The sequence below is a fragment of the Streptomyces sp. NPDC059852 genome (assembly GCF_042731455.1).
Taxonomy (GTDB): Bacteria; Actinomycetota; Actinomycetes; order Streptomycetales; family Streptomycetaceae; genus Streptomyces.
Genome location: NZ_JBHWJK010000038.1, coordinates 50,255 through 63,039, shown reverse-complemented (window position 1 = coordinate 63,039; position 12,785 = coordinate 50,255). Strand labels below are relative to the sequence as shown.

Sequence of the window (12,785 nt, the reverse complement as noted above, 5' to 3'; positions counted from 1 at the left end):
TTCCCTTTCCGGCGGTTCCGACTTTACCAGATCCTTTTCGGTCCTGATCCCCAGTCAGCGGGGTTCGTCCTCCCGGCCGTTGGGCCGTTCCGACGTCTCAAACCTTAGCGGATCCTTCCGGCGATTCCCAATCGGGCTGCCGGCCCCCTATTCGAATTGAATTCGGGCACGCCGAAATCGACCCGTCAGGGAGATCGTGCTGGTGGTTTGATGCCGCTTTCGCGGCGGGAGGTGCTGTCGCAGAACCGTTACGGCTCCGTGGCAACCCGAAGAACCTTACGGATCGCGCAGAGCGGTGTCAAGCACCCCCTGTCAAGATCTTTTACGACCGGGGCGGAGCCCTCGTCAGTCCAGGTCGGTGAGTCGACCGCCCGCGTCGGGCTGGGCGTCCTCCACCCGGCGGAGCAGGCGCGTGAGCGCTTCGCCCAGGGTCGCGCGCTCCTCAGGGGAGAGGTCCTGGAGGAGGTCCTCCTCGAAGACGGTCGCGAGGCGCATCGCCTCGAGCCACTTCGCGCGCCCTTCGGCGGTCAGCTCGACGATGACGCGGACGCGGTTGGTCTCGTCGCGCTCCCGGGTGACCAGACCCTCGGTGACCATACGGTCGATCCGGTGGGTCATCGCCGCCGGCGTGAGGCCGAGGCCCTTGGCGAGCTCGCCGGGTCCCATCCGGTAGGGGGCACCGGAGAGGACCAGGGCCTTCAGGACCTCCCAGTCCGTGTTGCTGATCCCGAGGGCGGCGGTCTGCCGTCCGTAGGCGACGTTCATGCGCCGGTTCAGCCGGGACAGGGCAGAGACGATCTTCTCGACCTGGGGGTCGAGGTCCTGGAACTCGCGCTGGTAGGCGGCGATCTGCTCTTCGAGCGTCGGTTCGCCGATGTCGGGGTCGCCCATGGGGGGAGTATGGCACGCCCCTGCTGCGTTGAAGTCCTTGATTGTGTACTCTTTAGCTTCGAAGTTTAGGTTCGAAGTCTTCAGGCCTGCATCAAGGTCTGCCAGAAGAGAGGTGAACGTGACCAGGGCGATGGGCGCAGCGATGCGCCGGATTCACGTGGGCAACGCACTCAGCGCGTTCGGGCTCGGTTTCACGGTCCCCTACCTGTACGTCTATGTGGCGCAGGTACGGGGACTGGGTGCCATGACGGCGGGGCTGGTTCTCGCCGTCTTCGCCGTGGCCGCGCTGGTCGTGCTGCCGTTCGCCGGGCGGGCGATCGTCCGGCGCGGCCCGCTGCCGGTGCTGCTCGCCGCCCTGATCGCCGCCGCCGTCGGAGCGCTGGGCCTCGGGCTCGCCGGGAGCGCGGCGACCGTGCTGCTGGCGTCGGCCGTGCTCGGCGCCGGGCAGGCCGTGATGCAGCCGGCGCTCGCCACGATGATCGTGGACTGCTCCACCGCGGAGACCCGGTCACGCGCGTTCGCGACGCAGTTCTTCCTCCAGAACCTCGGGCTCGGGGTGGGCGGGCTGATCGGCGGGCACCTCGTCGACACGACGAGCGTGTCCTCGTTCACCCTGCTGTTCGCCATCGAGGCCGCGATGTTCCTGGTGCTGGTCGTGGTGATGACGAGCGTGCGGATGCCGCGCGCGCCGCAGGTCGGCGGGGCGCCGGACGGCCGTACGGCCAAGGGCAGCTGGAAGCAGATGCTGCGGCACCGGCAGATGGTGCAGCTGTGCGTGCTGGGGTTCGTGCTGTTCTTCGCCTGCTACGGGCAGTTCGAGTCGGGGCTGAGTGCCTACGGCGTGGAGGCGGCCGGGGTGTCGACGTCGGCGCTGGGCACCGCGCTGGCGGCGAACACCGCGATGATCGTGGTGGCGCAGTTCGTCGTCCTGCGGTTCGTCGAGCGCAGCCGGCGGACGCGGGTCATCGCCGCGGTCGGGCTGATCTGGGCCGTGGCGTGGGTCGCGGCGGCGTACGCGGGGCTCGGGAACGGCAGCAAGGAGATGGCCACCGCCGCGTTCATCTCCACGTACGCGCTGTTCGGGCTGGGTGAGGCCATGCTGTCGCCGACCGTCGCCCCGCTGGTCGCCGATCTGGCACCGACGGGTCTGGCCGGGCAGTACAACTCGGCGTTCGCCCTGGTCAAGCAGCTGGCGCTGGCGGTGGGCCCGGCTGTGGGCGGGCCGATGGCGGCCTCGCTGCACGGGCCGTACGTCGTGACGTTCCTGCTGTTCTCGCTGGGGATCACCTGGCTGGCGCTGCGGCTGGGGCGGCAGCTGACCGTCGCGCAGGACCAGCCGTGGCTGCACCGCAGCCGGGTGGTGGCCCAGGGGGCCGCCGCGCCGGCCGGGCAGTCGGCCCGCGCGTGACGCTCTAGGGGGTCCGGGGCAGGAGGAACTCGCACCACACCGCTTTGCCGCCGCCTGGGGTGCGCCTGGAGCCCCAGGCCGAGGCGATGCTGGCGACGATGGCGATGCCCCGGCCCGACTCGTCGGCCGGTTCGGCGCGGCGGCGGCGCGGCAGATGGTCGTCGCCGTCGGTGACCTCGATGATCAGGCGGCGGTCGGTGCGGCGCAGGCGCAGGCGCATGGGCGGGGTGCCGTGCTGCAGGGAGTTCGCGACGAGTTCGCTGGTGGCCAGGACGCCGTGGTCGTGCAGGTCGGGCGGGAAGCGCCAGCTGGTCAGGACGCCGGAGGCGAAGGCACGCGCGCGGGGGGCCGCCTCGACGCCGCCGAGCAGCTCCAGCGCGGCGTTGCGGAAGAGCTCGTGGTCGGGGCCGGTGCGGGCCGGGTGCTGGAGGACGAGGACGGCGACGTCGTCGTCGTGGTCGGCGGTGACGCCTGCGGAGCGCACCAGGCGGTCGCAGACGACCTGCGGGGTGCCGGTGGCGCCGGCGAGGGCGCGCGCCAGGGAGGCGATGCCCTCGTCCAGGTCCTTGTCGCGGCGTTCGACCAGGCCGTCGGTGTAGAGGACGGCGGTGGAGCCGGGGCTGAGGGCGATCGAGCCGGACGCGTGCATCCAGCCGCCGGTGCCGAGGGGCGGCCCGGTGGGTTCGTCGGCGCGCTGGACCGCGCCGTGCTCGTCGCGGACGAGGATCGGCAGGTGCCCGGCGGACGCGTAGACCAGGCGGCCCTCGTTGGGGTCGTGGATGGCGTAGACGCAGGTGGCGATCTGGTTGGCGTCGATCTCCATGGCGAGGCCGTCCAGCAGTTGGAGCACCTCGTGCGGGGGGAGGTCGAGGCGGGCGTACGCGCGCACGGCCGTGCGGAGCTGGCCCATGACGGCCGCCGCGCGGACGCCTCGGCCCATGACGTCGCCGATCACCAGGGCGGTGCGGCCGCCGCCGAGGGTGATGACGTCGTACCAGTCGCCGCCGACGGCGGCCTCGGTGCCGCCGGGGTGGTACGTGGCGGCGATGCGCAGGTCGTCGGGTTCCTCGAGTTCCTGCGGGAGCAGGGAGCGCTGGAGGGTGACGGCCGTCTCGCGCTGGCGGCGCTCGCTGGCGCGCAGGCGCTCGGCGGCCTCGGCGTGGTCGGTGACGTCCGTGGCGAAGACGAGGACGCCGCCGTCTCCTTCGGCGACCGGGGTGCAGGTGAACGTGTAGGAGCGGCCGTCGGTGGCCTTGCGGGACTTGAGCGTGCGGGAGCGGCCGCTGCGCAGGACCTGGTCGAGGAGCGGGAGCAGGCCGAGCTCGGCCAGTTCGGGGAGGGCCGCGCGCGCGGGTTCGCCGGTGAGGCGGGCGCCGAAGGCGGCGGCGTACGCGTCGTTGACGTAGGCGAGGCGGTGCTCGGGGCCGTGGACGAGGGCGACCAGGGCGGGGACGCGGTCGAGGACCTCACGGGCCGGCAGCTCGTCCAGGGCGGGGATCGGGCGGTCGCCGTCGGTGAGCTGCTCGACACGGGCCGCGGGGACGGCTCCGGGGCCGTCTCCCGGGCGGTCCGGGGCGAGGGCCGCCGCGGGTTCCGTCCGCGCTGCGGCGCGGCGCTGCGTTCCGGGGAGCCGGGCGCTCCAGCGCGTGAAGTTCACGAATCCTTGCCTCGTGTCGTCGTCTTCGGCCGGCTCCGGTCGTCCGGGATCGGTCGGGGTCAGTCTGGCAGGGCGGCCGTCCCGGCCGACACCCGTCAGACGCCTGCCCCGGCCGGGGAGTTCCTGGGTCCGGTCAGGACGACCCCTTCGGGTCGTCTTCGGGCCTGTGTGGATGCTTTCCACCGGCCGCGAGTTCGAACTCGGCTCGCGGATGTTCGAGTGAACCGAGCGAGACGATCTCCCTCTTGAAGAGACCTGAAAGGGTCCATTCGGCGAGGACGCGCGCCTTGCGGTTGACGGTCGGCACGCGGCTGAGGTGGTAGACGCGGTGCATGAACCAGGCCGGGTAGCCCTTGAGCCTGCGGCCGTAGACCTGGGCGACGCCCTGGTGGAAGCCGAGGGAGGCGACGGAGCCGGCGTAGGCGTGCGCGTACGTCTCCAGGGGCTCGCCGCGCAGGGTGTGGACGATGTTGTCGCCGAGCACCCTGGCCTGGCGCAGGGCGTGCTGGGCGTTGGGCGCGCACAGGGTGCCGGGTTCGCGGGCGGTGACGTCGGGGACGGAGGCCGCGTCTCCGGCGGCCCACGCGTGGGTGGTGCCGTCGACCGTCAGTTCCGGGGTGCACTTCAGCCGGCCGCGCTCGTCGAGGGGCAGGTCGGTGGCGGCGAGGACGGGGTGGGGCCTGACGCCGGCGGTCCACACGACGGTGCGGGTGGGGAAGCGGGAGCCGTCGTCGAGGACGGCGACGCGGTCCACGCAGGACTCCAGGCGGGTGTGCAGCCGTACGTCGATGTTGCGGCGGCGCAGCTCGGAGACGGTGTAGCGGCCCATGTCGGCGCCGACCTCGGGGAGGATCCGGTCGGAGGCCTCGACGAGGATCCACCTCATGTCCTCGGGCCGGACGTTGTGGTAGTACCGCGTGGCGTAGCGGGCCATGTCCTCCAGTTCGCCCAGTGCCTCCACGCCGGCGTAGCCGCCGCCGACGAAGACGAAGGTGAGGGCGGCGTCGCGGACCTCGGGGTCGCGGGTGGAGGAGGCGATGTCCATCTGTTCGATGACGTGGTTGCGCAGGCCGATGGCCTCTTCGACGGTCTTGAAGCCGATGCCGTGGTCGGCGAGGCCGGGGACGGGCAGGGTGCGCGAGACCGAGCCGGGGGCGAGGACGAGTTCGTCGTAGGCGATGCGCTCGCCGCCCGCGTGGCCCTCGGAGGCGAGGGGGGTCACGGTGGCGGTGCGGGCGGCGTGGTCGACGGCGGTGACCTCGCCGAGGACGATGCGGCACCGCGGGAGGACGGCGCGCAGCGGGACGACGACGTGCCGCGGCGAGATGGAGCCGGCCGCCGCCTCGGGGAGGAACGGCTGGTACGTCATGTAGGGGTCCGGTGTGACGACGTGGATCTCGGCCTCGCCCCGGGCCAGTTCCCGTCTGAGGCGGCGCTGGAGACGCAGGGCCGTGTACATCCCGACGTAGCCGCCGCCGACAACGAGAATGCGCGCACGTTCCTTCACCCTCCCATGACGCACCCGTCGCTTGCGTTTGTCCACAGCCTCGACGATTCGTATGACCGGTCGCCGGCGTGGCCGTGATTTGGCCGAATTGCCGGAGTGCCGCACAAGTATGCAGGTCAGGTGGGGTGCGCCGGGGGTGTGTGGGTGGCGCAATCGGGACGTAAACGACCCGTGCTCCGATCGAGGGGCGCTCCGTGCGGAACGTGCCCCTTCTGAATTGACCCCCTCTCAACTATGTTCGTGTGTCGACGGGGTGCAGGGGGATGCGCTCATCGGGCCCGTGAGACACACGGGACGGGCTCGTTGTCCCGGGCTTGTTCCGCGACGCTCCGGCTAGCAATGACGGGGAGTGTCTCCGGGGGGAGACGTCATTACCGGGGGATCACTTATGCATGTTCAGGATTCTCGATGGGCTTCCGCGTCCGCCGTCGCACCGGCGGGCGGGGCGATGGGCTCCGCCATGAGCGCGGGTGCCGGACGCGGGGAGTCGTCGCGTACGACGCCGCTGCGCGTGGACGCGCAGCGCAATCTGGAGCACGTGCTGCGCGCGGCGCGTGAGGTCTTCGGCGAACTGGGCTACGGCGCGCCGATGGAGGACGTGGCCCGCCGGGCGCGGGTCGGCGTCGGGACGGTGTACCGCCGTTTCCCGAGCAAGGACGTCCTGGTGCGGCGGATAGCCGAGGAGGAGACCTCGCGGCTGACCGACCAGGCGCGTGCCGCGCTCGGCCAGGAGGACGAGCCGTGGTCGGCGCTGTCGCGCTTCCTGCGCACGTCGGTGGCGTCCGGCGCGGGCCGGCTGCTGCCGCCGCAGGTCCTGCGGGTCGGTGTGGCCGACGAGGGCGGGTCCGACGAGGCGCGGGTGCCGCAGCAGCGGGTGCAGCCGGGCACGGGTGAGCTGCGGCTGGTGTCCGAGCCGGCTCCGGCCGTGGCGGCGGGCCCGGTGGACGACGCGGGTGCGGCGGCGCTGCTCGACGTGGTGGGCCGGCTCGTGGAGCGGGCGCGTGCGGCGGGCCAGCTGCGGCCGGACGTGTCCGTGTCGGACGTCCTGCTGGTGATAGCGACGGCCGCGCCCTCCCTGCCGGACGCGGCCCAGCAGGCGGCGGCCTCGGCGCGGCTCCTCGACATCCTGCTGGAGGGTCTGCGGTCGCGGCCCCAGGGCTGATCGGGCGCCCCGGCATCCGGGGTTCGCTGGTCCGGCGGTCAGCCTGACCGCCGGACACCGCGTCCCCTAAAGGGTGGACGTGTACGGGGAGCACCGACCCACCGCTTCCCTCGAACACGGCCGTGGACACACCCGGGCGTTCCAGGCCGGGCCGTCAACTGCCGTGCGTGCAACGGCCGTTGAGTATTCCCCGAAGAGGGGCATGTTCATGCCGTTCCGCGGCGAGTCCCCACGGACGGGTGGTTGTCCGTCAGCGCCCGTTCCGGGCAAAACCTGATGTGGCACCCTGACCCGGTGTCCGGGACTGGTGGAGCTGGCAGCGGGGGCTTTCCGCGATGAGCGTTGACGGGTGGGACGAGTCGCGGGACGACGGCGACGCGGCGACCCCACAGGTGCCGAGTCAGGGCGGCCGTCCCGACGTCCCGTCGCAGGGTGACGCCCCGGACGACCGCGCGCCGCGCGCGGAGGGCAACGTCCCGGCGCAGCGCGACCGGCGCGAGGACAGCACCACGCCCCCGCACATGCCGCCGCCCTCGGACGTCGACCTGATCGGCCGGATGCGGGCCGGCGACGACAGCGCCTACGAGGAGCTGTACCGCCGCCACGCGCAGGCCGTCCGACGGTACGCGCGCACCTGCTGCCGTGACGCGCACACCGCCGACGACCTGACGGCCGAGGTGTTCGCCCGCATGCTCCAGGCGGTGCGCTCCGGCTCCGGCCCCGAGCACGCCGTACGCGCCTATCTGCTCACCTCGATCCGGCGGGCCGCCGCGGACTGGACGCGGTCGTCGCGCCGGGAGCAACTGGTCGACGACTTCGCCGTGTTCGCGGCGCAGTCGGCGCGGTCCGCCGAGCTGTCCGACGACGACACCCTGGACCTCGGCGCGGACGTGCGGGCCATGCACGAGGCCGAGCAGTCCCTGGCCATGCAGGCGTTCCGGTCGCTGCCCGAGCGCTGGCAGGCGGTGCTGTGGCACACCGAGGTCGAGGACGAGTCGCCGAGCGAGGTCGCCACGCTGTTCGGGCTCGACGCCAACGGCACGCGGGTGCTGGCCAGTCGGGCCCGCGAGGGGCTCAAGCAGGCCTACCTCCAGGCCCATGTCAGCGCCAGCCTGGCCCGGGACGGGGAGTGCGCCCGCTACGCCGACCGGCTCGGCGCGTTCGCCCGCGGCAGTCTGCGCACCCGGGCCGAACGCGGCCTGCGCAAGCACCTGGACGAGTGCGCCCGGTGCCGGCTGGCCGCGGGTCAGATCAAGGAGGTCGCCGGAGGCATCCCGGCGGTCGTCCCGGTCGCGGTCATCGGCTGGTTCGGGGCCGCCGGGTACGCCAAGGTGGCCGCTCTCGTCGCCGGGGGCGCCGGAGCGGGCGCGGCCGGTGCCGCGGGAGCCGCGGCGGCCGGCGGCGGGGGCGCGGCGAGCGGCGCGGGTGCGGGTGCGGGTGCCGGTGCCGCGGGCGGCGGGTCGTCCGGTGGCGCGGGCGGAGGCGGCGGGGCCGCCGCGTCCGAGGGGCTGGGTGCGCCGCTGAAGGCCGGGATCGCGGCCGGAGTCGTCGCGGTCGGTGTGGCGGCGGCGATCGTGTTCGCGCTGATCGGGCACGACAAGCCCGCCGGGAAGACGGACGCCAAGCAGCCGCCGGTGCCCTCCCCCGTCGTCGAGGGGACACCGACGGCGCGACCGCCCCGGGTCGAGAGCCCCGAGCCCTCGCGGCCGAAGGCTCCCGCGCCCGCGCCCAGGACCACGCCGGAGCCGGCCCCGTCACCCACGCCCACTCCCACCTCCACGCCGACGCGCAGGCCCGGCCCGACACCGACCCCCTCGCCCACGCCCACGCGCACCCCGGCGCCGACCAAGCCGGCACCCACCCCCACGCCCCCTCCCCCACCGGCTCCGGTCGAGTACCGGTGGAACGAGCTGGCGTACGACGTCGGCGGCGACGGCAGTGGGCCCGAGATGCGGCTGGCCGAGAGCAGCTGGGTGTGGCAGCGCCGGGGTCTGTCGATCGCGGGCCGGCGCTACGAGCACGGCGTCACCGTCCACGGCCGGTCCTCCGTCACCATCGACCTCAACCGGCGGTGCACCGCCTACGAGGCACGGGCCGGCGTCGACGACTCGACGCTGGGGCTCGGCAGGTTCACCTTCTCGGTGCGGGCCGACGGGGTCCGGTTGTGGAGCTCCGGCACGGTGAAGGCGGGGGAGGCCGCGGTGCCCGTCCAGGTGGACCTCACCGGGCGCCGGACCGTGCAGCTCGTCGTGGAGCCCCACAGCACCTTCGGCACGCTGCTCCCGGTGGACTGGGCGGACTCCACGTTCCGCTGCGCCTGACGCCGTGCGGGAGCACCCGGATCCGGTGTAACCCGGATCACACGCATCGAGTGCATCGTTTCGCGTCGCCCAGTGTCTTTCCCTGAATGTAGGGGGCCGGTGGCGACAGGGGACGGTGGGCGTGGAGCAGAGTCGGGCCGAAGGGTTCGACGGGTTCGTGGCAGCTCGCTGGTCGGCGTTGTTCCACCTGTCCCGTCTCCTCGTGGGTGGTGATCGGCACCGGGCCGAGGACCTGCTCCAGGACGCGATGGTCAAGCTGTGGTTCGTGTGGCCCCGGATCGCGGAGGAGGCGCCGGAGGCGTACGTACGGAAGGTGCTGGTGCGCGCGGCGGCCCGGTCGGCCCGGCGGCGCTGGTGGGGGGAGCGGCCGGTCGAGCAGCTGCCCGATCTGCCCGAGGCCGGGGACGAGTCCGCCGCCGTGGTGGAGCGCTCCCGGCTGGAGGCCGCGCTGGCCCAACTGCCGCCGCGGCAGCGGGCCGCGGTGGTGCTGCGGTACTACCAGGACCTGTCGGAGCGGCAGGTGGCCGAGGTGCTGGGGTGCCCGGTGGGCACCGCGCGGTCCCACGCCTCGCGGGGCGTGGCACGGCTGCGCCGCCTCCTGTCCGACGTGATCGAGCCGGTGGGGTGAAGAAGCCGATGGACCACTTCGAGCGGGAGCTGGCGCGGATGATGCGCGAGTCCCGGGAGTACATCCCCTTCGAGCCCGAGCACCGGACACGGCTGCACGCCGGGGTGCGGACCCATCGGCGCGTGCGGGCGGTGAAGCGGGCCGCCGGTTCGGTGCTGGCCGTCGTCGGCATCGGCCTCGGCTTCGCCTACTTCGCGCTGCCCCACGACCGGGGTGACGGGCACCCGCAGGGCCCGTTCCCGCGTCCGGCGACGGCCCCCGCCTCCCCGGGCCCCACGCCCTCGCCGGAGCTCTCGGCGCCCACCGAGTCACCGCCAAAGTCGCCGACCGGGCCCGCGAGCCCCTCGTCGACCCCGACCAACGCGCCGACCGTGGGCCGGGACTCCCCTACCGCCGACCCGACCAGCACCCGGTCCGAGGACCGGGACGGGGGCGGGGCCGGGACGGAGACCGAGGCCGGTTCGGACGCGGACACGAAGACCCAGCCGCCGCCGGACCGGGACACCAGCCCGCCCACGAACACCCCGGACGGCCTCCCCTCGCACACGGAGGTCTCCGCGCCGGCCTCGGGGGAGCCCTTCTAGCCCCGCCCCGCCGAGAGGGCCCCGGCCCCGACCACCTCACCCGCGGCAGGTCACCACCGTGACGCCACACGCGCCTTCGGCATGTCCTGCACCAGAGAACGAACCTGGATGGAACGTGACAAACCTGATGGATCATCTGCCGCTCCGTACGCCGCTGACGGCGCACCAGCGCGAGCCGGTCCTGGACGTGGTCGTCCCGGTCCACAACGAGCAGGCGGACCTGGAGCGCAGCGTCCGGCGGCTGCACGCCCATCTGCGCGAGACCTTCCCGTATCCGTTCCGGATCACCGTCGCGGACAACGCCAGCACGGACGCGACCCCGGCGATCGCCGCCCGGCTGGCCGCCGAACTCCCGGAGACCGAGTGGCTGCGGCTCGCCGAGAAGGGGCGGGGCCGGGCGCTGCACACGGCGTGGTCCCGGTCCCGGGCGCCGGTCCTGGCGTACCTGGACGTGGACCTGTCGACGGATCTGGCCGCGCTGCTGCCGCTGGTGGCCCCGCTGATATCCGGGCACTCCGACATCGCGATCGGGACCCGGCTCGCGCGCGGCTCGCGGGTGGTGCGCGGCCCCCGCCGGGAGGTCATCTCCCGCTGCTACAACGTCCTGTTGCGCTCGACGCTGGCCGTGGGCTTCAGCGACGCGCAGTGCGGGTTCAAGGCGGTACGGCGGGACGTGGCCGAACGGCTGCTGCCGCTGGTGCAGGACTCGGGGTGGTTCTTCGACACCGAGATGCTGGTGATCGCCGAACGCGCGGGGCTGCGCATCCACGAGGTGCCGGTGGACTGGGTCGACGACCCCGACAGCCGCGTCGACATCTGGGCCACGGCACTGGCCGATCTGCGCGGCATCGCCCGGATCGGCGCGGCGCTGGCCCGGGGCACCCTGCCCACGGCCCGGCTGCACCGGCACGAGGACGCTCAAGCCGACGGCCTGGCGGGGCAGTTGCTGCGCTTCGGCGCGGTGGGCGCCGTCAGCACCCTGGGTTACGTCCTGCTGTACGCGTTGCTGCGCCCGGCCGCGGGACCGCAGGCGGCCAACGCGGTCGCGCTGCTGGTGTGCGCGCTCGCCAACACGGCCGCGAACCGGCGGCTGACGTTCGGGGTGCGCGGCCGGGGCGGCGCGCTGCGCCATCAGGCCAAGGGGCTGCTGGTGTTCCTGGTGGGTCTGGCCCTGACCAGCGGTTCGCTGGCCGTCCTGGACCGCCTCGCGCCGGACGCCGCCCACCTCACGGAACTGGTGGTGCTCGTCGCCGCCAATCTGGCCGCGACCCTGCTGCGATTCCTGCTGCTGCGCGCCTGGGTGTTCCGCGCGGGCCGGCGCGGCACGGGGGCGCGGGCGTGAACGGCATCCTGAGCCCCGTCGGCGACCCCGGCACCGTCCAGCCCGTCCGCACCGGCCGGGACCGGCTCGACGAGGTGCGGCGCCGAGCGGCGGATCTCGCCCGCGAGCACCTGCCGGTCATCGTCCTGTACGGCGTCCTGAAACTGATCGGCTTCCTGGTCTTCCTGCACCTGCTCGACTCGTCGGGCGACTTCCGGCGCAAGCACCCCCGCTTCGGCGGCGGCGCCCACGCGTGGGACGTCCTGGCCAGCTGGGACGGCTGGTGGTACCAGCAGATCGCCGCGCACGGGTACGACCCGGCACTGGTGCGCATCCCCGACGCCACCGGGCTGATCACCCTGGAGGGCAACTCGGCGGCGTTCTTCCCGCTCTACCCGGCCACGATGCGGCTGGTCTCCGACGTCACCGGCCTCGGCCTGTACGGCGCGGGCCTGCTGGTCTCGATCGTCTCCTCGTTCGTCGCGGCCCTCGGCATCCACGCCGTCGCCGCCCGCTTCGGAGGCCGTCGCGCCGGGCTCGCCGCCGCCGGCCTGTGGGCGGTGTGGCCGGGCTCGGGCACGGAGTGGTCGGGGTACTCGGAGTCGCTGTACGTGGCCCTCGCCGTGTGGGTGTGCCACGCGGTGATGAACGACCGCTGGCTGACCGCGGGCGTCCTCACCTTCACGGCGGGACTGAGCCGCCCCACCTCGGTGGCCCTGATCGCCGCGCTCACCGTGGCCGCGCTGCGGGCGCTGCACCGCCGCCACGACGGGGACCTGACCCGCCCACTCACCGCGATCCTCCTCGCCCCCCTGGGACTGGGCACCTATCTGCTGTACGTCGGCGACCGGATGGGCCGGCTCGACGGCTACTTCGCGCTGCAGAAGGGCGCCTGGGCGCACAGCTTCGACTTCGGCGAACAGACCCTCGACGTCTTCGCCAACGTGGCGGTGGGCCGGCGCGACTACCTCTTCCCGTTCCCGGTGGAGGACCTGATCGGGGTGATCGTCGTCCTGCTGGGCCTGGCGCTGATCCCGCTGCTGATCCGGCTGCGCCCGCCGTCCGTGCTGGTCGTCTACACGGTGCTGACCTTCGTCCTGGTCCTCGGCAGCCAGCAGATCTTCGGGAACGTCTCCCGGTATCTGCTCCCGGCGTTCCCGCTGTTCCTGCCGCTCGCGAGGAAACTGCGCACGCTGAGCCTGCCGTTGCTGTGCGGGCTGCTCGGACTGGCCGCCGTGGCGTCGGGCTCGTACGCGGGCTTTGTGCTCTTCGAGCTGGGCGTGCCCTGACGGGTCCCGGCCGGTCC

10 protein-coding genes are annotated in these 12,785 nt (G+C 73.4%); 7 read left to right on the top strand and 3 right to left on the bottom strand.

Annotated features, from left to right (window positions below; all coding sequences use genetic code 11):
* Nucleotides 1-345: 345 nt before the first annotated feature.
* Complete coding sequence (locus ACFV46_RS31945; RefSeq protein ID WP_361928672.1) at nucleotides 346-891, bottom strand: MarR family transcriptional regulator; 546 nt, start codon at nucleotides 889-891, stop codon at nucleotides 346-348.
* A gap of 142 nt (nucleotides 892-1,033) precedes the next feature.
* Between ACFV46_RS31945 and ACFV46_RS31940 the strand changes: the two genes are divergently transcribed.
* The gene (locus ACFV46_RS31940; protein WP_361928669.1) at nucleotides 1,034-2,299 is read left to right on the top strand and encodes an MFS transporter; all 1,266 of its coding nucleotides are present in this window, start codon (nucleotides 1,034-1,036) and stop codon (nucleotides 2,297-2,299) included.
* 4 nt (nucleotides 2,300-2,303) lie between these two features.
* Here the strand turns inward: ACFV46_RS31940 and ACFV46_RS31935 are convergent, their stop codons facing one another.
* Both ACFV46_RS31935 and ACFV46_RS31930 read right to left on the bottom strand, forming a co-directional pair.
* Nucleotides 2,304-3,956 (bottom strand): SpoIIE family protein phosphatase, encoded by a 1,653-nt coding sequence (locus ACFV46_RS31935; protein WP_385500787.1) that lies wholly within the window; start codon nucleotides 3,954-3,956, stop codon nucleotides 2,304-2,306.
* Between the two features lie 133 nt (nucleotides 3,957-4,089).
* Nucleotides 4,090-5,463, bottom strand: a complete 1,374-nt coding sequence (locus ACFV46_RS31930) for an NAD(P)/FAD-dependent oxidoreductase (RefSeq protein ID WP_361928663.1) — start codon at nucleotides 5,461-5,463, stop codon at nucleotides 4,090-4,092.
* Between the two features lie 388 nt (nucleotides 5,464-5,851).
* On the opposite strand from ACFV46_RS31930, the gene ACFV46_RS31925 reads away from it, so the two are divergent.
* The 6 genes from ACFV46_RS31925 (at nucleotide 5,852) to ACFV46_RS31900 (ending at nucleotide 12,768) form a co-directional block, all read left to right on the top strand.
* Nucleotides 5,852-6,625, top strand: coding sequence for a helix-turn-helix domain-containing protein (locus ACFV46_RS31925; RefSeq protein ID WP_361928661.1), 774 nt, complete (start codon nucleotides 5,852-5,854; stop codon nucleotides 6,623-6,625).
* Between the two features lie 335 nt (nucleotides 6,626-6,960).
* Nucleotides 6,961-8,946 carry a sigma-70 family RNA polymerase sigma factor gene (locus ACFV46_RS31920; protein WP_385500786.1) on the top strand — a complete coding sequence of 662 codons (1,986 nt, stop codon included), beginning with the start codon at nucleotides 6,961-6,963 and terminating at the stop codon, nucleotides 8,944-8,946.
* Nucleotides 8,947-9,067: 121 nt separating this feature from the next.
* Nucleotides 9,068-9,574, top strand: a complete 507-nt coding sequence (locus ACFV46_RS31915; RefSeq protein ID WP_385500785.1) for a SigE family RNA polymerase sigma factor — start codon at nucleotides 9,068-9,070, stop codon at nucleotides 9,572-9,574.
* A gap of 8 nt (nucleotides 9,575-9,582) precedes the next feature.
* Complete coding sequence (locus ACFV46_RS31910) at nucleotides 9,583-10,158, top strand: hypothetical protein (RefSeq protein WP_385500784.1); 576 nt, start codon at nucleotides 9,583-9,585, stop codon at nucleotides 10,156-10,158.
* A gap of 127 nt (nucleotides 10,159-10,285) precedes the next feature.
* Nucleotides 10,286-11,500 (top strand): glycosyltransferase, encoded by a 1,215-nt coding sequence (locus tag ACFV46_RS31905; protein ID WP_385500788.1) that lies wholly within the window; start codon nucleotides 10,286-10,288, stop codon nucleotides 11,498-11,500.
* Nucleotides 11,497-12,768: a hypothetical protein gene (locus tag ACFV46_RS31900; RefSeq protein ID WP_376729995.1), complete on the top strand. Its 1,272-nt coding sequence runs from the start codon at nucleotides 11,497-11,499 to the stop codon at nucleotides 12,766-12,768. The genes ACFV46_RS31905 and ACFV46_RS31900 overlap by 4 nt, the downstream gene beginning before the upstream one ends.
* Nucleotides 12,769-12,785 lie beyond the last annotated feature (17 nt).